The sequence below is a fragment of the Flavobacterium sp. GNP008 genome (genome assembly GCF_056428965.1).
In genome coordinates this window covers 211,929-236,703 of sequence record NZ_JBWJVL010000003.1, presented here as the reverse complement: position 1 = coordinate 236,703, position 24,775 = coordinate 211,929, and the positions used below count along the sequence as shown (strand labels likewise).

The 24,775-nt window shown below is 34.2% G+C and carries 23 protein-coding genes; 6 read left to right on the top strand and 17 right to left on the bottom strand.

Going from position 1 to position 24,775, the window contains the following annotated elements:
• Positions 1 to 4 precede the first annotated feature (4 nt).
• On the top strand, positions 5 to 832 hold the full coding sequence (locus tag AC0608_RS10490; RefSeq protein WP_478289021.1) for an energy transducer TonB: 828 nt from the start codon (positions 5 to 7) through the stop codon (positions 830 to 832).
• 309 nt (positions 833 to 1,141) lie between these two features.
• On the opposite strand, the gene AC0608_RS10485 is transcribed toward AC0608_RS10490, so the two are convergent.
• Positions 1,142 to 2,353: an MFS transporter gene (locus AC0608_RS10485; RefSeq protein WP_478289020.1), complete on the bottom strand. Its 1,212-nt coding sequence runs from the start codon at positions 2,351 to 2,353 to the stop codon at positions 1,142 to 1,144.
• A gap of 45 nt (positions 2,354 to 2,398) precedes the next feature.
• On the bottom strand, positions 2,399 to 3,310 hold the full coding sequence (locus tag AC0608_RS10480) for an AEC family transporter (RefSeq protein ID WP_417990286.1): 912 nt from the start codon (positions 3,308 to 3,310) through the stop codon (positions 2,399 to 2,401).
• Between the two features lie 168 nt (positions 3,311 to 3,478).
• Between AC0608_RS10480 and meaB the strand changes: the two genes are divergently transcribed.
• Complete coding sequence (gene meaB, locus AC0608_RS10475; RefSeq protein WP_478289019.1) at positions 3,479 to 4,567, top strand: methylmalonyl Co-A mutase-associated GTPase MeaB; 1,089 nt, start codon at positions 3,479 to 3,481, stop codon at positions 4,565 to 4,567.
• 2 nt (positions 4,568 to 4,569) lie between these two features.
• Here meaB and AC0608_RS10470 read toward each other — a convergent pair whose 3' ends face one another.
• Positions 4,570 to 4,797, bottom strand: coding sequence for a DUF8828 family protein (locus tag AC0608_RS10470; protein WP_091204000.1), 228 nt, complete (start codon positions 4,795 to 4,797; stop codon positions 4,570 to 4,572).
• Between the two features lie 27 nt (positions 4,798 to 4,824).
• Positions 4,825 to 6,207: an MATE family efflux transporter gene (locus AC0608_RS10465; protein WP_478289018.1), complete on the bottom strand. Its 1,383-nt coding sequence runs from the start codon at positions 6,205 to 6,207 to the stop codon at positions 4,825 to 4,827.
• 225 nt (positions 6,208 to 6,432) lie between these two features.
• Here AC0608_RS10465 and AC0608_RS10460 point away from each other — a divergent pair, with 225 nt between their 5' ends.
• Entirely contained in the window at positions 6,433 to 7,023 is a 591-nt protein-coding gene (locus tag AC0608_RS10460; RefSeq protein ID WP_417960846.1) for a hypothetical protein, read from the top strand.
• A gap of 53 nt (positions 7,024 to 7,076) precedes the next feature.
• On the opposite strand, the gene AC0608_RS10455 is transcribed toward AC0608_RS10460, so the two are convergent.
• From AC0608_RS10455 to AC0608_RS10445, 3 genes are all read right to left on the bottom strand, one after another.
• The gene (locus AC0608_RS10455) at positions 7,077 to 8,855 is read right to left on the bottom strand and encodes a cytochrome-c peroxidase (RefSeq protein WP_478289017.1); all 1,779 of its coding nucleotides are present in this window, start codon (positions 8,853 to 8,855) and stop codon (positions 7,077 to 7,079) included.
• 84 nt (positions 8,856 to 8,939) lie between these two features.
• On the bottom strand, positions 8,940 to 10,388 hold the full coding sequence (locus AC0608_RS10450) for a PhoX family protein (protein ID WP_417990289.1): 1,449 nt from the start codon (positions 10,386 to 10,388) through the stop codon (positions 8,940 to 8,942).
• A 187-nt stretch (positions 10,389 to 10,575) separates the two neighbouring features.
• On the bottom strand, positions 10,576 to 11,457 hold the full coding sequence (locus tag AC0608_RS10445) for a PPK2 family polyphosphate kinase (RefSeq protein ID WP_417990290.1): 882 nt from the start codon (positions 11,455 to 11,457) through the stop codon (positions 10,576 to 10,578).
• Positions 11,458 to 11,628: 171 nt separating this feature from the next.
• Here AC0608_RS10445 and AC0608_RS10440 point away from each other — a divergent pair, with 171 nt between their 5' ends.
• Positions 11,629 to 12,480: a DUF6929 family protein gene (locus AC0608_RS10440; RefSeq protein WP_478289016.1), complete on the top strand. Its 852-nt coding sequence runs from the start codon at positions 11,629 to 11,631 to the stop codon at positions 12,478 to 12,480.
• 134 nt (positions 12,481 to 12,614) lie between these two features.
• Entirely contained in the window at positions 12,615 to 13,331 is a 717-nt protein-coding gene (locus AC0608_RS10435; RefSeq protein WP_417960856.1) for a 3-ketoacyl-ACP reductase, read from the top strand.
• A 128-nt stretch (positions 13,332 to 13,459) separates the two neighbouring features.
• Here the strand turns inward: AC0608_RS10435 and mtaB are convergent, their stop codons facing one another.
• Positions 13,460 to 14,788: a tRNA (N(6)-L-threonylcarbamoyladenosine(37)-C(2))-methylthiotransferase MtaB gene (mtaB, locus tag AC0608_RS10430; protein WP_478289015.1), complete on the bottom strand. Its 1,329-nt coding sequence runs from the start codon at positions 14,786 to 14,788 to the stop codon at positions 13,460 to 13,462.
• Between the two features lie 130 nt (positions 14,789 to 14,918).
• Here mtaB and AC0608_RS10425 point away from each other — a divergent pair, with 130 nt between their 5' ends.
• The gene (locus AC0608_RS10425) at positions 14,919 to 15,500 is read left to right on the top strand and encodes a hypothetical protein (RefSeq protein WP_478289014.1); all 582 of its coding nucleotides are present in this window, start codon (positions 14,919 to 14,921) and stop codon (positions 15,498 to 15,500) included.
• On the opposite strand, the gene AC0608_RS10420 is transcribed toward AC0608_RS10425, so the two are convergent.
• The 9 genes from AC0608_RS10420 to hisS form a co-directional block, all read right to left on the bottom strand.
• Positions 15,497 to 16,294: a Cof-type HAD-IIB family hydrolase gene (locus AC0608_RS10420; protein WP_478289013.1), complete on the bottom strand. Its 798-nt coding sequence runs from the start codon at positions 16,292 to 16,294 to the stop codon at positions 15,497 to 15,499. The two genes, AC0608_RS10425 and AC0608_RS10420, sit on opposite strands and share 4 nt — an antisense overlap.
• A gap of 23 nt (positions 16,295 to 16,317) precedes the next feature.
• Positions 16,318 to 16,536 carry a DUF2007 domain-containing protein gene (locus tag AC0608_RS10415; protein WP_291249006.1) on the bottom strand — a complete coding sequence of 73 codons (219 nt, stop codon included), beginning with the start codon at positions 16,534 to 16,536 and terminating at the stop codon, positions 16,318 to 16,320.
• A gap of 15 nt (positions 16,537 to 16,551) precedes the next feature.
• The gene (locus AC0608_RS10410) at positions 16,552 to 17,250 is read right to left on the bottom strand and encodes a DEAD/DEAH box helicase (protein ID WP_478289012.1); all 699 of its coding nucleotides are present in this window, start codon (positions 17,248 to 17,250) and stop codon (positions 16,552 to 16,554) included.
• A gap of 86 nt (positions 17,251 to 17,336) precedes the next feature.
• Positions 17,337 to 18,500, bottom strand: coding sequence for a sigma-54-dependent transcriptional regulator (locus AC0608_RS10405; RefSeq protein WP_417960866.1), 1,164 nt, complete (start codon positions 18,498 to 18,500; stop codon positions 17,337 to 17,339).
• 63 nt (positions 18,501 to 18,563) lie between these two features.
• Positions 18,564 to 19,880 (bottom strand): ABC transporter permease, encoded by a 1,317-nt coding sequence (locus AC0608_RS10400; protein WP_417960868.1) that lies wholly within the window; start codon positions 19,878 to 19,880, stop codon positions 18,564 to 18,566.
• A gap of 59 nt (positions 19,881 to 19,939) precedes the next feature.
• Positions 19,940 to 20,860, bottom strand: coding sequence for an ABC transporter ATP-binding protein (locus AC0608_RS10395; protein WP_417960870.1), 921 nt, complete (start codon positions 20,858 to 20,860; stop codon positions 19,940 to 19,942).
• A 169-nt stretch (positions 20,861 to 21,029) separates the two neighbouring features.
• Positions 21,030 to 22,139, bottom strand: coding sequence for a molecular chaperone DnaJ (gene dnaJ, locus AC0608_RS10390; RefSeq protein ID WP_478289011.1), 1,110 nt, complete (start codon positions 22,137 to 22,139; stop codon positions 21,030 to 21,032).
• Between the two features lie 81 nt (positions 22,140 to 22,220).
• On the bottom strand, positions 22,221 to 22,799 hold the full coding sequence (locus AC0608_RS10385) for a nucleotide exchange factor GrpE (RefSeq protein WP_417960874.1): 579 nt from the start codon (positions 22,797 to 22,799) through the stop codon (positions 22,221 to 22,223).
• A gap of 295 nt (positions 22,800 to 23,094) precedes the next feature.
• On the bottom strand, positions 23,095 to 24,471 hold the full coding sequence (hisS, locus tag AC0608_RS10380; protein ID WP_417960876.1) for a histidine--tRNA ligase: 1,377 nt from the start codon (positions 24,469 to 24,471) through the stop codon (positions 23,095 to 23,097).
• Positions 24,472 to 24,775: the final 304 nt, after the last annotated feature.

Sequence of the window (24,775 nt, the reverse complement as noted above, 5' to 3'; positions counted from 1 at the left end):
AATTATGTCAAAATTAAGCCTTTATGAAACTTGTTGGATCAACCTTGTATTTCAAGACAGAAACAAAGAATATGGAGCGTATCAATTGCGTCAGGAAAGCACTAAAATTTGCTTAAAGGCACTTTTTATGGGCCTTTTATTTTCTGCTACGATTTTTAGTATTCCTGCACTAATTAATTATTTTGGACAAGATAGCAGTACTACAATCGAAATACCTGAATTTAAAAATACTATAGTTCAATTATCTGATATAGTGCCAAATCAACTTGAAGAAACCCCAAAAAAATTATTGCCCGAAATAAAGAAACAAATTACAAAAATACCTTTTAAAAATGACCAACTCGTAAATCCAATTATAGTACAAGCGTCACAAGTGAATCCAGATAGTGCAAAAAACACAGATAACACTATTGCAAAATTTACAACTACTGATGGCACAACTACAGTTGTAGTAAACACCTCCCCTTCTTCAAGCACCAATATAGGAACCACCAATACCATCGATACCGAAAATACGATTGTTAATAGTATTTCTTTGGATAAGCTTCCTGAATTTCCTGGAGGAATTACTAAATTCTATAATTTTGTAGGTACTAATTTTGAAAAACAAGAAATCGAAGGTAGCGGTTCTATTCGGGTATTTGTTTCTTTTGTAATTGAGAGAGATGGAAGCATGACAGATATCCAAGTAAAAAAAGATCCTGGTTATGGGTTAGGCAAAGAAGCGGTTCGAGTACTAAAATCTCTAAAAACGAAATGGTCTCCAGGAATGATTGACGGAAAAGCTGTCCGTACTGCATATAATCTTCCCATTACGGTACAAATGAATTAATGATCTAAAGAAGGGTTAGAAAAGTATTCAAATAGAAATACATTTCTATTAATTAACTAAACTGTTTTAAATAATTACATTTAAAATGAATTCGATACCCTTCTTTTAAATAAAACTAATTATGCTTAAACTTTAAGATAAGTGATCCGTTTAAAAATTAAAAATATTTTTTAACGCATCAATTACAAACATAATGTATGAGACTCATAAATAATTACTGCTTATTTTAAGACTAAGAATAGTACCGATTTATCATAAAAATTTATAAAACTATAAATTATTTTTTGAAATCTTGATTTGTTAATTGTATTATTTCTTTTTTAAATTAGGCAAAAACAAGCCAACAATCCCTATTAACGGCAAATAAGCGCAAAGATAATACACATAAGTAATACTAGTATGATCAGCAAGATTTCCCAATAAAGCCGATCCCAAACCACCCATTCCAAAGGCAAAACCATAGAAAAGACCAGAAACCATTCCTAGTTTTTTCGGCAATAATTCTTGTGCATAAACCAAGATTGCCGGAAATGCAGAGGAGATTATGATTCCAATTACGACAGATAAAACGCCTGTCCAAAATAAATCCACATGCGGCAACAATAAAGTAAAAGGTGCTGCTCCCAAGACTGAAAACCAAATCACATATTTTCTTCCAAATTTATCCCCTAACGGCCCACCTATTAAAGTTCCAATAGCACAAGAAGCCAAAAATAAAACCAAATGAAATTGTGCTTCCTGAACCGACAATCCAAATTTTTCAATTAGATAAAACGTAAAATAACTGGACATACTGGCCATGTAAAAGAATTTTGAAAATATCAAAACCAACAAAATCCCCACGGAGATTATAATCTTTTTTTGGGATAAATTAGGCAAATCGATTACGGCTTTTTTGGCACTTCTTAAACTTAAATGGTTTTGGTACCACAACGCAATTCTACTCAAAACAATCAGTCCGATAATAGCAACCACCACAAACCAGATGATGTAATATTGTGAATTAGGAACTACAATTAATGCCACAAGTAAAGGTCCTATTGCAGTCCCAGCATTGCCTCCCAGCTGGAAAATAGATTGTGCCAAGCCCCGTTTTCCTCCAGATGCCAAAAAAGAGATTCGGGAAGCTTCAGGATGAAAAATCGAAGAACCAATCCCAACCAAAATAACTGAAATTATAATCATAGAAAAACTAGATGCATAGGATAGAAATACTATTCCCGACATAGTAAATAACATCCCAAAAATTTGAGAAAATGGCTTGGGTCTTTTATCAGTATACAAACCAACTAAAGGCTGTAATATGGAAGCCGCTAATTGATATGCTAAGGTGATCAATCCAATTTGTGTAAAGGTTAAATTGAAATTTTCTTTTAAAATAGGATAGGCTGCCGGAATTACGGCTTGTAATAAATCATTCAATAAATGGGCAAATGCAATGGAAAACAATACAGAATAAACGGTTTGCTGCACAATAGGAGTTGTATCCGTTTTTGATACACTATCAAGAGATGAATTCATATTTAAAAAACTAAATTAATAATTATTGGTTCGTTATAAAAAAACTTAAATAAACTGAACCACATAATACCAAAACAACAAAGTTAAAAAAGACAATGGTATGCCAAACCCAATCATCATACTGCTTAAACGGGGTTTTAAACCGTGAGTAGACGCTAAAATACAAGCAGTAATCATAGGCGCCATTGCTGACTCCAATATGGCAACCTGAATAATTTTGGAATGCTGTTGCAAAATTACGACATACAACAGGTAAATGAGAGCAGGAGTCAATATTAATTTATACAGTAGTCCAAGTCCTAAAAACTTCCAATGCTTACTTTTTCGATCAAAACGCAGTTGTAAACCAACCGAAAGCAAAGCTAAAGGTGTCACACCACTTCCCATTTTCTGTAATAAAAACTGAATGTAATCCTGAAAATCAACTTTAAAAACATTCATCAAACAGGCTATCAAAAAAGTTATAAATGGTGGAAAGAGAACAATCTTCTTAGCGATTTGAAAACCATTAGGATTGCCGCTGGAATATAAAGTTGCCACAAGGATTCCTAATGTGGAAAGCACTACAAAAGAACCAGGCTGATCCACTAAAATAGCTGTCTTTAGTCCTTCTTCTCCATATAATGCCTCAATTATTGGAAAACCTAAAAAGGAAGTATTTCCCAATCCGGCTGTTAAAATTAAACAACCAATAAGTTTTTTGGACCATCCAAGTCTATTTCCTAAAAAACTAAAAAGAAGAAAGGAAACAATAAATCCTATCCAAGCAACACCAATTGGGAATAATAATTCAGGACTCCATTTTATTTTTGGAATGTAATACAGCGCCAAAGCTGGAAGGCAGATATAAATAACAATTTTATTTAATAACTTATAAATAGTTACAGGAAACCCTTTTATATTCTGGAGTATAATACCGAGAAATAAAAAAATGAAGATTATAATAAAGTTGGTCATAATACGGCAAAGATATTGACTAATGATTTATAAACTGAATTCAAAAAATATAAAATTTGTGATATATTAGCAGTACGAAATTAACAATAATAAGGTAAATGACATTTTAAGAGAATGACTGTCAATTCAAAATAGTTTTTATTAATTTTACTTTTCAAATAAATTGCTTTGTCCAATAAAAAATCAAAACATTCTGCCCTTAACGAAAAACCTGGTATTTCTCCTCCAGAAATTATCAGTTCGGTTGTTGTTGAACAAATTCAGCACTTTAGAAGAATACAACCTACAGCAAAAGAACTCGTTGAAGGAATTAAAAAGGGAAATATAACTGCGCTGAGTCGTGCGATTACTTTAGTGGAGAGTACGAATGTAAATCATTTGACTAAAGCCACCGACGTTATAAATACTTGCTTACCCTATGCTAACAAATCTATAAGAATAGGAATAACGGGAGTTCCAGGTGTTGGGAAAAGCACCTTTATTGAAGCTTTTGGAAAACACTTGACTAGTTTAGGTAAAAAAGTAGCGGTACTTGCCGTTGACCCTAGCAGTACGATTTCGCATGGCAGCATTTTAGGTGATAAAACCCGAATGGAAGAATTAGTTAAAGACAAGAATGCTTTTATACGCCCCTCGCCTTCCGGGGAAACATTGGGAGGTGTGGCTAGAAAAACCCGCGAAACCATCACGCTTTGTGAGGCTGCTGGTTTTGATACCATCATTATTGAAACCGTTGGCGTAGGCCAAAGTGAAACTGCCGTTCACAGTATGGTTGATTTTTTTCTTTTATTAAAAATTTCTGGTGCCGGTGATGAATTGCAAGGCATTAAACGGGGCATCATGGAAATGGCGGATACTATTATCATCAATAAAGCGGATGGAGACAATGTTAGAAAAGCAAATTTAGCCAAGCTAGAGTTCAATAGAGCTTTGCATCTTTTCCCAGCAAAAAAATCAGGATGGACCCCCACAACTGCTACTTGTAGTGCTATTACACAGGACGGGATACCCGATGTTTGGGAAACCATTCAAAAATTTCTGGAGTTGACAAAAGGCAATAATTATTTCTTTGAAAAACGAAAAGAACAAAATCAATATTGGATGCTGGAGACCATCAACGAGCAATTGAAAACCAATTTCTACAGCAATCCGGAAATTCAAAAATCATTGGATTCAACCAAAAAAGCGGTACAAAATGATGAAATTTCACCCTTTGCAGCCGCTCAGTCATTATTAGAAAAGTATTTTAAACAATAAATTTATTCTTCGTAAAGTTTGATTTCTCGGTCATAAAACTCATTAGCAAGAACAATTAATCCTTCCATTTCAGCATTTAATTCTGCTTCGTCAAGGTCCTCAGCTTCTTCCATAAACTCTACCTCATCATCTTTAAGATTAATAATAAATCTAGGATAATCTAAATGTATGATAAAAATATCTTCGGGGAAATCAGTATTGTCGCCTAGTAAAAATTTTGGTAATTCCATGAATATTATAATTAAGTATTTATTGTTTTATCTCTTTTCGTTTTGTAACACTAACTTTTTTGTTAATCTCGCAAAGCGAATATACAAAAATATAGCGGCGGCGGTTAAACCTGCCAAAAGTCCTATCCAAATTCCAACTGCCTTCAAATTGGTGTATTCCCCTAAATAATACGAAATAGGAAAACCAATAATCCAATACGCCACAAAGGTAATATACATTGGAACTTTTACATCTTGTAAACCACGTAAAGCCCCCAAAACAACTACTTGAATTCCATCCGAAATTTGAAAAATAGCTGCAATCAGAAGCAATTTTGAAGATATAATGATAATTTCTTGATTATCAATCATTTGACCAGGATCACTCATATTCAAGAACAAATGTGGCAAAAAATTATGAAATACCACAAAAATTATCGCAAAGAAAGTTTCCAATATGATGGCTAACAGAAAAATAGAACGCGCCACAACAATCAAGTTTTTATAATCGTTCATTCCTTTTGTATGGCTTACCCTAATCATGGCAGTAACGCTCAAACCCATCGCTACCATAAACGTTGAAGATGCCAGAATTAAAGCAATTTGATTGGCAGCCTGGCTATTTTTTCCCAATGAACCCGATAGCCATATTGCAGCTGTAAACAATGCTACTTCAAACAACATTTGCATTGCCGAAGGCAAACCAAGATTGATTATTTTTTTTAAAATTGATTTTTGTATTTCTTTAAAGCTGAAATTCTTGAAATATTTCTTCATGTCCGAATTACTTTTCATTAGATAATGCATAAAGACTACCATCATAATTCTTGATAAAACTGTCCCCAATGCCGCTCCCAAAATTCCTAATTTCGGAAAAAACCAAATTCCATAAATCAACACATAATTAAAAAAAATATGCACTACGTTAGCCATAAAAATAGCATACATTGAGTATTTTGTTTTAGCTAATCCATCAGCAAATTGTTTGTATCCTTGATAGATAATTACTGGAATTAATGAGAAAGCAACCCAATCAATATATGGAGCAGCCATATCAACCACATCCTTAGGCTGGTGCATCAGATACATGATCTGTTTTGATAACACTGTCATAATAAATAATGCTACCCCTAAAACCGTACATAAAAGTAGTCCGTGATGAAAAGTAGTGCGGATTTTTTGATTGTCCTTTTCGGCATCAGCTTCGGCAACTAACGGAGTAATTGCCGTAGAAAAACCTATCCCTAAAGACAAAGCAATAAATATAAAGCTATTGCCTAACGAAACAGCCGCTAACTCTGTCGACCCCAGTTTACCGACCATAAAATTATCGACTATCCCTATTAAAGTATGCCCTAACATTCCTAAAATTACTGGATAGGCTAATTTAATATTATAGGAGAACTCTTTGAAGTACTGAGATAAATTCACTTTTACTTTTTTGATGGCAAATATAATTAGAAGCTTTCAATTGTATTCATACTATTGCATATATAACAGTCTTTTTTTTAATACTTATTTACACATAACAAGGAATTCTGTAACAAAACCAAACAATTGTATAACAAAACAGCCTGATGCGGGCTATACATTTGTAAAGTCGTTTTCAAACTAATACAAGCAACGACAAAAACAATTAATTAAAATAGTAGAATTATGAGAATTACAAGAAAAATTAAAACTGTGTTGGTAGTAGCAATATCAATAATGTTTGCAAGCAATGTTGAAGCACAAGAAACAAAAGAAGCGAAAGATGTTACAAATTACGATCAAGGATTCCGTTTAGGATTTGGTGCAAATGCAGGGTACTCAACTAATGATCCTTACAAATTATCACTTGGTGCAGATGTAAGAGGACAATATGATTTATCACAAAGATACTCTTTGACGTTGACTACAGGTTACACTAATTTATTTGTAAGTAAAGCTGATGCGTTTCCTGGTCAAACAGAAGGAAAAGATTTAGGTATTATTCCAGCTAAAGCGGGTTTCAAAGCTTTTATTTGGGAAGATCAATTTTACGTTATGGGAGAAGCTGGTGCAGCATTTGCAGTAAGTAATGTAGACAATACTAGAGACAAAACTTCTTTATTATTATCTCCAAGTATAGGTTATGCTACGAAATACATAGATATTTCTTTGAACTATACTCACTATAATCATTTTGATCGTTTAAACAGTAACGGTTCTCTTGGAAGAGGAGTTGGACAAGTAGGTGTACGTTTAGCTTATGGTTTTCAATTGTAAAAAAATATTGAATTAGTTAAGAAAAATGCGCTGAAATTCAGCGCATTTTTTGTTTAATATTGGGAATACTTTTTATCCGTTAAGCTTTTCATAAAAGCTATAAGTTGTTTTTTTTCCTTGTCAGTCAGCTTTAATTTGTCCTCGGGTAAAGTTTGATTCTGCAAATTAAAACCTAATCCGTTTCCACCGCCATCATTATAAAAATCAATGACTTCCTCTAGTGTTTTAAAAACACCATTGTGCATGTATGGGGCTGTCAATTCAACATTTCGTAAAGTAGGTGTTTTGAATGAATTTCTATGAATTGACGCTTTTGTTAATTCAAATTTTCCCAAATCAGCATCCAGTTTTTTATTCTTATCAGGAACACCTAATACTTCACTTTCCGATTTCATAAAACTTGGTGGTACCGTTCCGTTTGTTAATGGGATAAAATGACAGGTCGCGCATTTTGCTTTTCCAGTAAAGAGATTAAATCCAGCAATCTCATCTAAATCAAATTTCTCTTCTCCTCGCATAAAACCATCAAATTTTGAATCATAAGTACTCAATGATCTTATGTAGGAAGCCAATGCATTTTTTATAGCAAATTCATCTATTCCTGTTTTAGGAAATGCCTTTAAGAACTTTGCATTGTAATTAACATTCTTTTTTAAAGCTATAACTGATTTTTCTAAAGAGCCGTGCATTTCATTTTCATTAGTTATTACTGCTACTGCCTGATCTTCCAGATAACTAACTCTGGAATCTAAAAAAAATGAACGTTGAAAGGCAATATGAGTAAGTGTAGGCGTATTCCTTTTAACCAGAGAGTTACCATCTAAGGAAACTGATTTCTCCAAACCATCTGTAAACGCTTTTTCAATATGATGACACGAAGCACACGAACGAGAATTATCTCCAGATAAAACAGGATCATTAAACAACAATCTCCCCAATTCTATTTTTTCAGAGGTTGTTTTGTAATCTGGGAATGCTGAAAAAGCCTCAACATCAAAAGCTTTTTCATCAAAAAGTGTTTGTGCAGTAGATCTTAAACCTCTTGTTTCTTTTATGAAAGGAATTTTTAAATTCCCCTGACTTTTATATAAAGCCTTACTCAAAGGATTGGCAATTTCTCGAATAAAAACAGCCCGATTAAATTCATTGAACTTATTACTTTTTTTTAGATACTTCTTTCCGTTTCCAATGATTTTCAAAACCAATAGAGATGTCTTATCGCTTGAATCGCCAACATAAATTGTATGGTATTGCTCAATACTTTCTAATGTTGAAATCGCTTCTGAGATAGAATTTTGAGCAATTGGGGAATCAAAGCCTGTTATTCCCAAGGTTATGATTCTAAATACTTCTAATCGCATTGCGTCAAAAACATGTGAATCTGTTAATTCATTCGTTTGAGACACTTTGTCCAGCCGCTTTAAATTAGCAGAAAGAATGCCTATTTCTTTCAATAAACTCCCTTTAGTTTGGGAATTATAAACTGGAAAAATGAATTCTTCAATCACTTGAAATCCTTCTGGAGGCAAAGTCTTTCCATCATTTTCTTCAAATTCAGACAAGGCGGGACCGTTGATAGCTTTGGAAACAACCGGAAAATAATATTCACTGATCATTTCTACTTGTTTATAACTGGCATGAGCATCCAGAAATTGTTGCTGAAGTTTAGGCGTTGAAGTATTCGATTGAATTAAGTGCTCTAGCTTAGAAACGTTATCTATAACTTTCAGGATATCTGATTTAAATAAATCATTTACAGATTCATGCTTTGGTACTGCTTTCTGACAAGAAATCAATATAATTAGAACCAATAAAATACAACTCTTTTTCATGATAAACTTTAATAAATTTAAAAACAATATCCACGGTTCCCAATAAGAAACCGTGGATATTTGTAACTATTGTAATTGGGTTAACTATCGTGCTAATCCTTTGATTAATACGATTTGACTTGCCTGATCTTCATTGGGACGATTGGTTCCTCCATCGACACCTTTATATTTTGTTCCTCTCCAAGTATGAGGCTGAACACTCAATAAAAAAGTATCTTCAATTCCTAACTCCTCTGACACATCAATCATCGCTCCATACTCCCAGTCTCCAAATTTACTAACTCCACCAACATTATACTTAGCAGCATCAATCTCAGTACGACGATGGTCTAATTCAACAACTACCTTCAATTGTTTTGTTGCCATATTGTATTGATAAATATAAGCATCATGTGTTTCGTCACCATAACCGTTTGCATCTTCCTGAACATAAACATAGTTCTTTGTCACACAAATATTATCTGGATTTTGAAATTTTCCTGCAATTCCTGTTCGATCATCGCCATCAAGAATCACTTGTAAAGTTCCAATTAACGGATTATTAGCATCTAGATTTAACTTATAAACTCTGCCATATTTAGTTCTGGAACCATCTGCATTTGAACCTGTTGTATTTTGTCCAGTAACGTTAAAATATATTTCTCTTGCTCCGGCATCACTCCCTTTTTTATAATCTAGATCCTCAACTCTACCAAACTTTAATGCTTTCAAGGAATTGACAGATGCATTTATTGCCGCTCCAGTCATTGTAGTATGATTATCAATTTTTACGAAAGACACATTATACGTTTGGTTTGCAACCATATCTTTCTCTCTTTGGTTGTCATCCGTTCTTTTCATCATATACAAAGCACCATTCGCTAAATCTCCAACTGTATTGGAGACATACATAAATACCTGGCCCCCATTAGTCCCTGAGTCATCATCACCAATAACTACAACCGTTTTCCCAGTAAAAGCAGTTGCCTTCAATGGTAATGCATTTTCAGCACTTAGTCGTCCTAGACCTGGTAATTCTTTTGAAACAGAAGCAGAACCCACATCTCCAAAAGGATTTACGGCATGTGTACGAGATTCTTCACCAGACTCTCCACATGTCAAATACAAAGGACCAAAACCATGCTCAGCAACAGTAGCCATAGTGGCTCCACACAACCTCCAAGTTCCTCCATTAGAATTCAATAAATACTCCCCTTTTGTTGGTTTAAATGTTTTATCAAAAGTGACTCTTGACACGGCAAAGTTATCTTCATGATTTACCAAAAAAGTAAATGTTCCATCCGCATTTTTCAATAATCCTGATCCATCGGCTGAACCTCCAAAAACAAAATTTGGGCTTCCCGCTAAAACATCATCTGATGTGATCAATGAAAAAAGCGATAAACCTTCAAATCCCGCTTGTTTTTTTAATAATACTGGTGTGAGTGATTGATTGGCTAAAACTACACTTGTAGTCTCATTTGAAGATTTAGAATCACTTTCACAAGAAATTAGTGATGCTAAAAACAACATTGGTAGAATAATTTTTTTCATTTTGGTTAATAGTTTTAAATTCATTGCAAAGAAATGCACTGAGTTTTAACTTTAAACGAATAAATTATTAAGAAAAAATTAACAATTTGAGCGTTTTTTTGCTTAAAAAAACAATAAATTTACGTAGTAACTTTATATTAATACAATAGTAAACTTTAATTAACCTTGCCCCAAGAGGTGTTATAAACTACTTTTCCTTCTTAAGCATCTCCTTATACATTTCAATATTTGCTTTAATACTATCGTCCATTTTTGGTTCTTGAATGTCCGCATGTTTTCGCATTTCTTCCCAAATAATTTTGGCTACAATATAGCGCGCCATCTCCTTATCATCTGCAGGAATCACAAACCATGGCGCATAATCAGTCGATGTTTTATTAATTGCTTCTTCATAACAATGCATATAATCATCCCAACGTTCTCGCTCTTTCAAATCACCTGTAGAGAATTTCCAATTGTGCTTTTGTTCTTCTAAGCGACGCAACAAGCGTTTCCGTTGCTCCTCTTTACTTAAGTGCAAAAAGAATTTCAGCATGATAATCCCATTTTGTGTAATGTGCTTTTCAAAATTATTGATTTGTTCCATTCTATTTTCCCAAAACTGGGGCGTAACAGCCGCTATATTTTCAATTTCAGGTAAATTTTCCTTTAACAAATATTCCGGATGCACTCGAGTAACCAAAACATTTTCATAATGTGATCGATTAAAAACCGTAAATTTTCCTTTTTCAGGTAAAACTAAATAATGCCGCCACAAGTAATCATGCTCTAATTCATTCGAATTTGGCGTTTTAAAACTATGTACTACCACTCCACGGGAATTGAATTCCTTAAAAACTTCCCGAATCAAACTATCCTTGCCTGATGTATCCATCCCTTGCAGACAAATCAAAACTCCATACCGATTGTGTGCATACATCACGTCTTGTATTTCACTCAATTTCACTTGAACTTTATCTAATTTATCTTCCTTTTCATCGTTACTATTCCCATTAAAAAGGTTAGTAGCCATATTGGCCAAATTAATTTTGCCAATCACTTTAAAATCGTCGGGATTTATAGACTTCATATCAAATAATTTATCTTAGCGAACTCAAATATAACAAATAATGAGGATTAATCCTGATGAATTTCAGGAGCATTTTCCAGCTATTCGTTGCAATCTTTTATTATTTTAAAAAAAAATAACAAAAGGATTTCTACTACTATCTGGGCTAGGCATTCGTTTACATAAAAAATAATGGAAAAATTTACACTCGAATTATTATTTCAAATCATTGGCATTGGTTCCGCATCAGGACTTATTTACAAAGAGGATTCCCTTTACATCATTGGAGATAACAGTGGGTACCTTTATGCGTATCATATGAATTCGAATGATTTAAAGCGCCATGCTCTAATTGAAAATCCATCCGAAAATATTCTAAAAAAAGAAAAACCTGATTTTGAGGCAATCGCCCATTTTGAAGATAAGCTGTATGTTTTTGGTTCTGGTTCAACCAAAAAAAGAAACGCCATGGTGCAACTTGATACCCAAGATAAAAAAATGAATACTACAACAGATCTTTCCAATTTATATGCCGTAATGCAAAGTTTTGGCGATGTTAAACCCCAAGATTTCAACATCGAAGGTGCAATTTATAATGGTGAAAACTGGTTGTTATTGAATCGTGGCAACGGAAGTGCCAATAAAAATGTTATTTTCACTATTCAAGGAGAAAATCTGACCAACGATTTTAGTATTCTCTCAAACAACTACAAACTCCCTAAAATAAAAGGAGTACGCAGTAGTTTTACCGATGGTGTTTTAGTCGATGATAGCATTTATTTTTTGGCAACAGCCGAAGATACTGCATCTACTTACGATGATGGCGAAGTTTTAGGAAGCCTTATAGGGAGAATTAACCTCAAAACCATGAAAATCGATTTCACCCAAAAAATTAGCAGTACCCATAAATTTGAAGGATTAACTGTATTTACACATTCAAAAGAAAAAATCGAGTTCCTACTTTGTGAAGACAAAGACACCGAAGTTTTAGAAACAGACATTTACAAATTGACTTTGGATTTAAAAAAGAGTCTCCTAGATTAAAAATAATCGTTTCATTCAAAATACCATAACGTTAAATTTAAATTAAATAGAAACCCAAAATAGATTTCAAATATAAAACGAGGTACTTTTACAGTAAACGAAGCCTTATAATTGGCTTCCCAATAATTGATAAAATGACAGACTTAAAAAATAAAAATGCCCTGATTACGGGAGCTGGAAAAGGCATTGGAAAAGCCATAGCTTTGGCCTTAGCCAAAGAAGGTGTGAATGTGATTTTGGTTGCCAGAACACAAGAAGAGATTGACAGCGTCGCTGCAAAAGTACGCTCTTTAAGAGTAAAAGCGCTGGCAATAACCGCTGATGTTGCCGATATTAATTCAGTGAACGCCGCAGTTGCTAAAGCATTGGCCGAATTTGGATCTATTGATATTTTAATTAACAATGCCGGAATAGCGGCTTTTGGTAAATTTTTAGAATTAGAACCAACCGATTGGGAACGCATCATTCAGGTAAACCTGATGGGAACCTATTATGTAACCCGCGCCGTATTACCCAATATGATCGAAAGACAAATGGGTGATATCATTAATATTTCTTCAACAGCCGGATTAAGCGGAAATGCGTTAACAAGTGCCTACAGTGCTTCTAAATTTGCTGTTTTAGGATTAACGGAATCCTTAATGCAAGAAGTGCGTAAACATAATATTCGTGTCACGGCATTAACACCAAGCACAGTTGCCACTGAAATGGCCAAAGATTTAAAACTGACTGATGGAAATCCGGAAAAAGTCATGCAAGCCGAAGATATGGCCGAATTAATCATCGCGCAACTCAAACTAAACCGACGCGTTTTCATCAAAAACAGTAGTATTTGGTCTACGAATCCATAGTAATGGTTGAAGGTCAAAAGTCTTAAAGTCGAATCACCAATATCTAATAAAAAACCATTGAGAGATTAAGCTTTCCCTTAATATCTTAATGGTTTAAAATCTTACATGACTAATATGGTAAAAAAAACTTAAACCATAGTCTTTACAAAATCCATTCGCACACTTCCGTCTTCATCAATTTTAGTCAAATTGATTTCGTGTAATGTATTTACTAATTCTGGATTCCAAGGCGTCTTTACTTTCACATAGTTTTCGGTAAAACCATGAATGTATCCTTCTTTATTTTCACTTTCAAATAGAACAGTTCTGTTTGTACCCAATTGGCTTTCGTAAAAAGCACGGCGTTTTTTAACGGACAATCCGCGCAACATTTTGCTACGTTTTGCCCGAACATTTCCAGGAACAACACCTTCCATTACTGCCGCTTCGGTATTATCACGTTCTGAATACGTGAAAACATGTAAATACGAAATATCCATATCATTCAAGAAATGATAGGTTTCTAAAAAGTGCTCATCCGTTTCACCAGGAAAACCAACAATCACATCCACACCAATACAAGCGTGCGGCATTACTTCCCGTATTTTATTTACCCGTTCCGTATATATTTCACGTTGGTAACGACGCTTCATTAATTTCAAAATATCATTACTACCGGATTGCAACGGAATATGAAAATGTGGTACAAAAGTCCTGCTTTTTGATACAAATTCGATCGTTTCATTTTTCAATAAATTTGGTTCAATTGAAGAAATTCGCAATCTTTCGATTCCTTGTACTTTGTCTAATTCCTGAACTAATTCTAAGAAGGTATGTTCGTGTTTTTTATTTCCAAATTCCCCTTTTCCGTAATCTCCAATATTTACACCGGTAAGAACAATTTCTTTGATATTTTGAGCAGAAATATCTTTAGCATTTTTGAGCACATTTTCCAGCTCATCACTTCTCGAAATTCCTCTTGCTAATGGAATGGTACAATAGGTACATTTATAATCGCAACCGTCCTGCACTTTCAAGAAAGCACGGGTTCTATCTCCTATCGAATAACTTCCCACATAAAAATCCGCTTCCGAAATCTCGCAAGAATGTACTTCGCCCATATCGTTTTTGGACAAATCATTGATATAATCCGCCAATTTAAATTTCTCTGTTGCACCAAGAACTAAATCTACACCATCAACGGCTGCTAATTCTTCCGGTTTCAATTGCGCATAACAACCTACTGCCGCGACAAATGCTTTATCATTCAATTTCATTGCTTTTCGCACGACTTGCTTGAACTGTTTGTCTGCATTTTCCGTAACCGAACAGGTATTAATCACATACATATCAGCGACTTCTTCAAAATCTACCCGATCAAAACCCTCGTCTTGTAAATTACGGGCAATTGTAGAAGTTTCCGAAAAATTCAGTTTGCAACCAAGCGTATAAAAAGCAACTTTTTTTCTATTTTCCATAAGATAACTCAATTAATGAAATCGTTGTCAAAAAATTGAGAGTGCAAATTTACGCACAATATTTTGGAAAACGAAATCAATAATTTTCTATATATTAGCCTCTTGTATGTAAATAATTAGACTTTAAAAAATGAAAAAAATATTTATAATTACGTTTCTTTTAATTACAGTTCAGATAAATGCTCAAAATACTATTGAATGGGATGGTAAATACCAATTGCAAGTTTCGGACTTTCAATCTAGTGCTACTCAAATTGGGAATGTAAAAATCAATAGTATTCATACTGCTTCAAGTCTTGATTTTGCGTTCCAAATGAGCAATATTGAGTTTATGTTTACTAAAAATTTTAATTCTAAAGTGAATTCTACATTCAAGCGTGATGCGGCATCAATTATTGCAACTGATACTACTACAGCAAACTATTTAATGAATTTTGCTCAATATGAATTTGATTTGTCTGAACTCTACGCACGTAAATTGCGAAAAGAGATTTACGATCGAAAAGGTACCTTTTCTGACGCCAGTTTTTTACAACTTATCTATAATGACATTGAAAAAAAATATACTGAAGAACATGCCATTACATCAAAAATAACTGACCTTGGTCAAAACGAGAAAAAGCTATTAGAAATTCGAACAGATGTACTTAAAAGAATACAAGAATATCCAGATTTTTGTAAAAATTGCAAACCTCCTAAGAAAAAATCTTAGTTGAGAATAAATCGCCTCACCACCTCAGCCACACCGTGATCATTATTTGAGCCTACTATCACATCTCCTTTATCCCTTAATTCAGGATCTACATTATCAACCCAAACCCCCAATCCAGCATATTCAATCATGGTTAAATCATTTCCTGCGTTGCCAACAGCTATAATTTCGCTTTGAAGAATGTTCAGTTTTTCGGCTAGAAACTTAATGCTGGCTCCTTTATCAATTCCGTTTTGTGCTACTTCCAGAAAGAAGGGTTTTGACATGCATACGCTGAGATGCGGCATGGCTGCTTTCAAGTCTTTTTCTACTTCTTTGAGATAGTCTGGGGCTTCCAATAAAATACATTTTATAGCTGCTGATTTAACCTCTGCTTTAAAACTAAGTACTTTATTATGCTCTAAACCGGTGATGTTTTTTTCGATTTCAATGTATTCTGAATCCGTCTCACTCACAATCTTCCCGTCAAGGTACGTGATAATATGGGTCTTGTTTTTTAAACTGTAATCATACAAATCATGAATTTGTTCTTGGGTTAACGTTTGCTCAAAAATGATTTTATCTTCTTTTAAATCCGTTATAACAGCGCCGTTATACGATATCATATAGGAATTATCCAATTGCAATTCTTTGGCGTAAGCAATCATTGCAGGTGTTGGTCTTCCAGATGCCAAAATAACATAAACTCCCAGCTCTTGGGCCTTAAACAACATTTCTTTATTCTCGTTTGAAATGATATGGTCATCGGTCAACAAAGTGTCGTCCATGTCCAAAACTAACATTTTATATTTCATTCTGTTTTTTATTGTGAATGCTTTTAAATACTCATTCTGAATTCTTCAATAACTGGATTCACTTTTGAAAACTCAGTTTCTTGAACAAACAATTCTACTGCTAAATCTGAATTTCCAAAACCTCCTAATCGAGCTGATTGTATGTTATTTTTTAAAACGGTATCTACTCCAATTGCTTCAATTCTCTGTTGCAATGCTAAAGCTAAAATTTCACTTCCCGAAAACACTTTCATTAATCCCATCTTGTCTTTATTTAATTATTTAGTACCATTTTCTTCATCTCCTTCTTGCTCTTCGAACTCATCTCCAGTCTCAAGTTCAAAATTTTCTGCATCCTCTTCATCTGCATCAAAATCGAATTCAAAAGGCTCTACCAGCATTTTTTCAGCAAGAATTTCTATTCGCTCGGTGAATTGTTCTGAGAAAATGATACGTTGCGTTTTAGTGATGCTATTTGAAATACGCATGATTTTAGTTTCATGACGCAACTTCAAAATTGGATCTGCATCATCCAAAATAAACATTTTTAATCGGTTTACATTAAAACCGGCTGTAGTAAACATTTCACTTAATTTATTCGGAGTTCCAATCAACACATCAATTCCAGTTGAAATATAATTTTTATCATATTCCATATCTCCTTTGTCATGCACACCATATACTCTTAAATCTGTGTATTTTCCAAACTTCTCGAAAAGGTCTTCCATTTCCAGTACTTTGGCTTTATCTTCAACGATTATCAAAGCCCGAGGTGATTCTTCCCCTTCTCGAACCAATTGCTGAATTACATTTAATACTATTGTAGTCGATTTCCCGCTTCCTTTTGGTGCAATAACAATACAATCCGAACCGCTTTTCATTGTTGAAAAGGTTTCTTTTTGCATGGCATTGGCGTCTTTTAAACCATTTTCAATTAAGGCTTCTTGTAACGCTTCGTTTATTTTTTTTAGTTTCATTTATTTTAGATTGAAAGATTTAAATATTCAAAAATTAAAAGAGAACTCCACTAATTTTTAAATTATTTAATCTTTAAATTATTTAATTATTTCGATGCGAATAACTTCACATCATTCTCGGAAATTTCGCTTCCGCCAAGAATAATCAAGCGTTCTACTACATTTCGCAGTTCCCGAATATTACCCGTCCAATCGTATTCTTGTAAAAGACGAACAGCATCTTTTGAAAATCGTTTGATTGCATTTCCTTGCTCGGAAGCAATTTTTTCAGAAAAATGCGAAATCAACATTGGTATATCATTACGCCTATCATTCAACGATGGGACTTTTATTAAGATCACAGCCAAACGGTGGTACAAATCTTCCCGAAAACGTCCCTCTGCAATTTCTACTTTTAAATCTTTATTGGTTGCAGCAACGACACGAACATCCACTTTAATGTCTTTATCCGCTCCCACTCTGGTAATCATACTTTCCTGTAAAGCTCGTAATACTTTGGCTTGTGCCGAAAGGCTCATGTCACCAATTTCATCTAAGAAAATAGTTCCTTTATCAGCCGCTTCAAATTTTCCTGCGCGGTCTTTCACCGCCGATGTAAACGCTCCTTTTACGTGACCGAATAATTCACTTTCTATCAATTCTGACGGAATTGCAGCACAATTCACTTCGATTAATGGATAATTTGCTCTTTCACTTTTCTCGTGAAGTTGATGGGCTACAAGCTCTTTTCCAGTTCCGTTTGGCCCTGTAATCAAAACTCTGGCTTCAGTTTGAGCAACTTTTTCAATCATCACTTTAATGTGATTAATAGCATCGCTTTCGCCAATCATTTCATAGTTTTTACTGACTTTTTTCTTCAGAATTTTATTCTCTACTACAAGTTGTTTTTTGTCTAAAGCGTTGCGTACCGTATTCAACAATCGGTTTAAATCCGGTGGCTTTGAGATGTAATCAAACGCCCCCAAACGCATCGTATTGATAGCCGTTTCCATATCACCATGACCGGAGATCATAACCATAGGAATTTCAGGTTTGATTTTTTTGACGGCCTCTAGTAATTCTACTCCATCCATTTTTGGCATTTTGATATCGCACAAAACCAAATCGTAATCATTGTTTTTAATTTTTTCAAAACCTGTAACACCATCTTCCGCTTCTTCAACTTGATAGGTATCGTTTTCTTCGGAAAGTATTTTGGTTAATACTCTTCGAATTGCAGCTTCATCTTCTATGATAAGTATTTTACTCATTTAATTTTTTGTTTAATGGATAAATTGTCTAATGGGTCAACCAACTAAACAATTAAAGTTCTATTAATATTTTAACCATCGGTACATTTCCTTCCAGGTTGGTTTTTTACCATACATCAAAATTCCTATCCGGTATATTTTTGCGGCAAACCAAACTACCGAAAAGAAAGTACAAAATAATAATGCCACTGAAATGGTAATTTGCCACAAAGGTACGCCAAACGGAATACGCATTAGCATTACAATTGGTGAGGTAAGCGGAATCATGGAGAAGATGACGGCAATTGTACCGTGAGGATCATTTATAACGGTAAAAAAACCAATATAAACACTCAACATTAAGGGCATGATAATGGGTAATAGAAATTGTTGCGAATCGGTTTGGTTATCAACTGCGGCACCAATGGCTGCGTAAAAGGAACTATATAGAAAATATCCACCTATGAAATAAATCACAAATCCGATCAATATGCTTGCAATAGGCAAATTCCATAACTCCCTAATATACATTTGTGCGGTTCCGGTCATTTCTTGTTGTGCAGCTTGCATTAACTCCGGTGAAATTCTAGCTGTTGGGCCCACATTTACACCAAAAAATACCGAAGCAGCAAACATTAATGATAATCCGATTATTGCCCAAATAAAGAATTGTAGCAATCCCGCTAACGCTGTCCCTATAATCTTGCCCATCATTAATTGAAATGGTTTTACCGAAGAAATGATTATCTCTACAATTCGGCTGGTTTTTTCTTCTATGACGCTTCGCATTACCATATTGCCATAAATGATAATAAACATCATAATGAGATACCCAAAAGCACCTCCAATCCCTATTTTGATTTCGTTAAGCCCTTTTATACTTTCTTCTCCCGATGCTTTGGCCAAATTAATATTCACTTTGGCTTGAGCCTTATTAATGGCTAAAGTATCTAAATTGGCTTGTACAAGGTTAATTTTAGTAAGCTTTCCTGCAATCACCTCCTGAACATTTTCTATAAATGAAATACTGGGACTGTTATTTGAAATGAATTGTATTTTATTTTCAAAATCCTTTATGTTTTCTAATTTTGGAATGTATAACAGCCCTTCATAGCTTTCGTTAGTGATGCTGTCTTTCAAAAATTTTAAATCGATGAGAGATAAATTTAGGTATTTGCATTCTGCTTTTTCATCATTTTTAGCTGTAAATTCTTCTACAAATAAACCGGATTCATCGTGAATAGCGATTCGTTTCGTATCCGCCTTCATCGAACTCAAGTACCCCACAAATGCCGCAAGTCCTACAAATAGCAACGGACTTAAAAAGGTCATAACGATAAAAGATTTATTACGCACCTTAGCAATAAATTCTCTTTTTATGATTAATGATATGATACTCATTTATTTTATTTTCGATTATTGATTTATTGAATTCTTAGATTTTTTGAATATCGAAATATCTATTGTGTTACTGTTCTAATAAAAATATCGTTTACACTTGGTATTTTTTCTACAAAGTGCGTTACCTGTCCGCGTTGTGTTAGGACGTGTAATAAATCATTTGGCGAAGCAGTCCCAAGGTGAATTTCCAGTTTTAATTCGTTGTTGAGTGATTTAAAATTAGCGGGGCCAACAGTGAATTTTTGCGTAATCGCATACATCAAACCCTCAACATTATCAGACAAGATACCCACTTCAAAACTATTAGTTTTAAACTCTCTTTTAACATCACTTAACTTTCCTTCTATCAACTTATTTGATTTGTGAATTAACGCAATATGGTCACACAATTCTTCAACACTTTCCATTCGGTGAGTCGAAAAAATTATAGTAGCGCCATCTTCTCTCAGTGCCAGAATTTCATCTTTTATAATATTGGCATTTACAGGATCAAAACCGGAAAAGGGTTCGTCAAAAATCAATAATTTTGGCTTATGCAACACACACACTACAAATTGAATTTTCTGAGCCATCCCTTTAGAGAGTTCTTGAATTTTCTTGTTCCACCACCCTTGAATCTCAAGCCTTTCAAACCAGTATTCCAGTTGTTTTTTGGCCTCAGCCTTTGAAAGTCCTTTCATTTGAGCCAGATACAAACATTGCTCGCCTACTTTCATTGTATTATACAAGCCCCGTTCTTCTGGTAAATATCCTATGTATTGAACATGCTTGGGTTGCAGTTTTTCACCATCCAGAATAATTTCTCCACTATCTGGCAATGTAATTTGGTTTATTATCCGTATTAGTGATGTTTTTCCTGCACCATTTGGACCTAAAAGTCCGTAGATACTCCCTTTAGGAACAGCTAATGAAACACCATTAAGTGCTACATAATCACCATATTGCTTGACTACTTTATTAACTTCAAGTATGTTACTCATGCTGGATTTTTAATTGGGGTAAAAGTAAATAATAAGTACCGATATCCTTAGAATTATTACATAAAAAACCCATCCTTGTTTAGCAAGAATGGGGATTAAATTTTAAATACCATATTAAAATGGCTTAGGTATCATCTGGTTTAAACGCAATAAAGAGTGTCTAAAAAATTTACGAAAACATATCTTTTACTTTCTCGAAAAAGGATTTGTCAGATTTCTCCGGATTTGGAATAAAATTCTCATCCGTAAGATTTTTTTCAAAAAACTGCTTTTGGTCTTTGTTCAATGTTTTTGGTGTCCAAACATTTACATGAACCAGTAAATCTCCGTTTCCATATCCATTAATACTCGGAATTCCTTTTCCTTTTAATCTGAGAATTTTACCGGATTGAATTCCTTCTTCCAGCTTAATCCTCACTTTACCGTTAATAGCTTCAATATCTTTTGAAATTCCAAGAACAGCCTCGGCAAAACTGATGTATAAATCGTAATGGAGATTCTCTCCTTCACGTTTCAAAAATTCATGCTCTAATTCTTCAATTGCAACAATTAAATCTCCCGGAATACTATTTCCTGGAGCATCATTCCCTTTATTAGAAACTTTCAATTGCATACCGTCAACAACTCCTGCAGGTATTTTTATTGAAACGGTTTCATCTTCAAGAATCATTCCCTGTGAATCGGCTTCTGCTGGTTTTTTATCTAATATTTGACCTGAACCACTACAAGTAGGACAAGTAGAAGCAGATTGCATTCTACCCAAAATAGTATTGGTTACGCGCATTACCTGACCTTGGCCGTTACAGGTAGCACACGTTTTATAGGTAACTCCAGGCGCTTGAACCTTACGTTTTACTTTTACTTTTTTCTCAACACCATTGGCAATTTCTTCCAATGTTAATTTTACTTTTATACGAAGATTACTTCCTTTAGCACGACGAGCTCCGCCGCCGCCACTAAAACCACCAAAACCGCCTCCGAAAATATCCCCAAACTGACTAAAAATGTCATCCATATTCATTCCGCCGTGACCACCACCGCCAAATCCTCCAGAACCATCAAAAGCTTGATGCCCATATTGATCATATTTAGCTTTCTTTTGCGGATCACTCAGTACTTCATACGCTTCAGCAGCTAATTTAAATTTATCTTCTGCCGATTTGTCTCCAGGATTTTTGTCAGGATGAAACTGTAGCGCGTTTTTTCGATATGCTTTTTTAATTTCAGCAGCATCTGCATTTTTTGAAATGCCTAATATTTCGTAAAAATCTTTTTTCATTTTTATTTTTTCTTTTGTAGAGTCACACAGCAGCGCATCTCTAGGCGTAATATCAAAGACATTATTAATTCAAGATCCTATTTATTGCCCTAAAACAACTTTTGGAAAACGAATGATTTTATCCCCCAATTTGTATCCTTTTTCAAGAACATCTACAATTTTACCTTTCATTTTTTCTGAAGGCGCCGGAATTTGAGTAATTGCTTCAGCAAAATCAGCATCAAATGCATCTCCAGCATTAACCTCAACTTGCTCTAATCCTTTAGAAACTAAAGTGTTTTTTAATTTCTCATGAATAAGCTCTACACCTTTTAAAAGAAGTTCATCATCGGATTTGCTAATTTCTACTATAGCTCTGTCAAAATCATCTAAAACAGGTAACATTGCTAATAAAACTTCTTGATTTGCAGTCTTAAACAATTCTATACGCTCCTTAGAAGTTCTTCTTTTATAATTTTCAAATTCAGCAAATAATCGTAAATACTTGTCTTTCTCTTTGGCTAAGTCTTGAGTCAATTGCTCTTCCAGACTTAATTCCTCAATAATGATTTGCTCTCCATTGGCATTATTCTCTAATGTCACATCATCTATTTCTTGATCAATTTCTGTATTTTCAGTAGTCATATTACTAGTGTTTTTAAAAATATTCTTAAACTTCATTTTTATTCTTTTCTATGGATTGCAAAAGTACTGCCAATTCTTTCAAAATGTCAAATTGTCATCTTTTTACTGATTTCACTTTTCTTTTCAATATAACTCCTAACAACATAAAATTTTAAGATTATTTTAAGATTATCTTGATATTGTTTCTTTAGCTTTGTTAAACCTTTCTTTAGAAAAGTATTTCTAAGTAAAGATTAAAAATATTATTCCAAACAATTATTAATTCACTATTACCGTATATTAAAAAAAGCTTCGTTTTGAAAAATGAAGCTTTTTTTATATTTACAAATTTTTAAGACTGCAACAATGCCCGTTTTAAACCTTCAAAATCCAGTAACAGCTGTTCGCCTGTACCTAGATTTTTAAGAGAGAACATATTTGATTCCATTTCCTGTTCTCCAATTAGCACCGCAAAAGGAATTCCTCGCTTATCAGCATGCTGGAATTGTTTAGCTACCTTTACATTATCTGGATATAATTCTACTTTTACACCTGAATCTCGTAATTTTTGGATGGCCTGTAACCCGTAAAAAGCTTCTGCGTTTCCATAATTAATAAACAATGCGCTGGAGGTTGCTGTTACTGTGTCCGGAAATAAATCTAATTCTTCGACAACCAGATAAATTCGATCCAATCCAAAAGAAATTCCTACACCACTCATGTTTTTGAGTCCAAAAATACCAGTCAAATCATCGTAGCGTCCGCCTCCACCAATGGAGCCCATGGCGACTGATTTTGGCGGAGCCACTTCAAAAATAGCGCCTGTGTAATAATTCAATCCTCTTGCTAAGGTCACATCCAAGTCTAAAATCGAATTGTTTAATCCTAGATTCATCACATTCTCACAAATAAAACGCAATTCTTCTACGCCCTTCATCCCTTCCTGAGATTCCGCAAGCAAAATTGAAAGCTGGGTTATTTTCTCCGAAATCGTTCCTGTGAAATTAAATAATGGCTGCACTTTTGAGATCGCTTCTTCCGAAATGCCTTTCTCGATCATTTCTTTTTTGACACCTTCTTCCCCTATTTTATCCAGCTTATCCAGTGCTACTGTGAAATCTATTAATTTATCGGATGCACCAATTACTTCTGCAATACCGGACAAAATTTTTCTATTATTGATTTTGATTGTTACTCCTTTTAAACCCAAAGCCGAAAAAACAGTGTCGTACAACTGTACTAATTCTACCTCCTGCCACAATGATTTTGATCCCACAACATCAGCATCACATTGAAAAAATTCTCTGAAACGCCCTTTTTGAGGTCGGTCAGCTCTCCAAACGGGTTGAATTTGGTATCTTTTAAATGGAAACTCTATATCATTTTGATGCTGTACCACATAACGAGCAAACGGAACGGTTAAGTCATACCGCAAGGCTTTCTCTGAAATACTTGCTGTCAGTTTTGTACTGTCTTTGTTTTCAAGATGTGTTGCATTGGCTTTTGCTAAATAATCCCCGGAATTTAATATTTTAAAAATCAAACGATCGCCCTCTTCCCCATATTTCCCCATTAAAGTTTCGGAGTTTTCGAAGGAAGGCGTTTCTATGGGTTGAAAACCAAATTTCTCAAAATTACTTTTTATAATTTGAATGATGTATTGCCGCTTTGCCACCTCTGTTGGTGAAAAATCTCTGGTACCCTTAGGAATGCTCGGTTTTGATGCCATTATATGATTATTGGATGTTACGATTTTGGAAGTGTTGAAAAATTTCCAAAAATTAATTCTTTGCAAATATCTTATTTTTAAAATTATTCTGTTTACAAATTTTAGCATTTTATTCTCCGGTGCCTAAACCCGATTATAGTGGAAAAAGGGACGTAAAAAATAATAGTATTTTCTTGCCGGAAAGAGCGACCAGAGCAAGCTCCTTTTAGGTAACTGAAAAACAACTTATTTTTACGGAGCGATTACTTCACGTATTTTTTATTTTTATTTGAGTTCAGTGAACTTCGTTTGTATCTGGAAGCTT

What these genes read in the sequence shown, in the direction of transcription:
- AC0608_RS10490 (WP_478289021.1), top strand. Translation starts at nt 5, where the DNA reads ATGTCAAAATTAAGCCTTTATGAAACTTGTTGGATCAACCTTGTATTT.
- AC0608_RS10415 (WP_291249006.1), bottom strand. Translation starts at nt 16,536, where the DNA reads ATGGGATTAATGAAAGTGTTTTCGGGAAGTGAAATTTTAGCTTTAGCA.
- AC0608_RS10470 (WP_091204000.1), bottom strand. Translation starts at nt 4,797, where the DNA reads ATGGAATTACCAAAATTTTTACTAGGCGACAATACTGATTTCCCCGAA.
- AC0608_RS10410 (WP_478289012.1), bottom strand. Translation starts at nt 17,250, where the DNA reads ATGAAACTAAAAAAAATAAACGAAGCGTTACAAGAAGCCTTAATTGAA.
- AC0608_RS10450 (WP_417990289.1), bottom strand. Translation starts at nt 10,388, where the DNA reads ATGAAAAAAATTATTCTACCAATGTTGTTTTTAGCATCACTAATTTCT.
- hisS (WP_417960876.1), bottom strand. Translation starts at nt 24,471, where the DNA reads ATGGCATCAAAACCGAGCATTCCTAAGGGTACCAGAGATTTTTCACCA.
- AC0608_RS10480 (WP_417990286.1), bottom strand. Translation starts at nt 3,310, where the DNA reads ATGACCAACTTTATTATAATCTTCATTTTTTTATTTCTCGGTATTATA.
- AC0608_RS10400 (WP_417960868.1), bottom strand. Translation starts at nt 19,880, where the DNA reads ATGAGTATCATATCATTAATCATAAAAAGAGAATTTATTGCTAAGGTG.
- AC0608_RS10435 (WP_417960856.1), top strand. Translation starts at nt 12,615, where the DNA reads ATGACAGACTTAAAAAATAAAAATGCCCTGATTACGGGAGCTGGAAAA.
- AC0608_RS10385 (WP_417960874.1), bottom strand. Translation starts at nt 22,799, where the DNA reads ATGAAGTTTAAGAATATTTTTAAAAACACTAGTAATATGACTACTGAA.
- AC0608_RS10445 (WP_417990290.1), bottom strand. Translation starts at nt 11,457, where the DNA reads ATGAAGTCTATAAATCCCGACGATTTTAAAGTGATTGGCAAAATTAAT.
- AC0608_RS10485 (WP_478289020.1), bottom strand. Translation starts at nt 2,353, where the DNA reads ATGAATTCATCTCTTGATAGTGTATCAAAAACGGATACAACTCCTATT.
- AC0608_RS10455 (WP_478289017.1), bottom strand. Translation starts at nt 8,855, where the DNA reads ATGAAAAAGAGTTGTATTTTATTGGTTCTAATTATATTGATTTCTTGT.
- dnaJ (WP_478289011.1), bottom strand. Translation starts at nt 22,139, where the DNA reads ATGAAAAAAGATTTTTACGAAATATTAGGCATTTCAAAAAATGCAGAT.
- mtaB (WP_478289015.1), bottom strand. Translation starts at nt 14,788, where the DNA reads ATGGAAAATAGAAAAAAAGTTGCTTTTTATACGCTTGGTTGCAAACTG.
- AC0608_RS10460 (WP_417960846.1), top strand. Translation starts at nt 6,433, where the DNA reads ATGAGAATTACAAGAAAAATTAAAACTGTGTTGGTAGTAGCAATATCA.
- AC0608_RS10440 (WP_478289016.1), top strand. Translation starts at nt 11,629, where the DNA reads ATGGAAAAATTTACACTCGAATTATTATTTCAAATCATTGGCATTGGT.
- AC0608_RS10395 (WP_417960870.1), bottom strand. Translation starts at nt 20,860, where the DNA reads ATGAGTAACATACTTGAAGTTAATAAAGTAGTCAAGCAATATGGTGAT.
- AC0608_RS10405 (WP_417960866.1), bottom strand. Translation starts at nt 18,500, where the DNA reads ATGAGTAAAATACTTATCATAGAAGATGAAGCTGCAATTCGAAGAGTA.
- AC0608_RS10425 (WP_478289014.1), top strand. Translation starts at nt 14,919, where the DNA reads ATGAAAAAAATATTTATAATTACGTTTCTTTTAATTACAGTTCAGATA.
- AC0608_RS10420 (WP_478289013.1), bottom strand. Translation starts at nt 16,294, where the DNA reads ATGAAATATAAAATGTTAGTTTTGGACATGGACGACACTTTGTTGACC.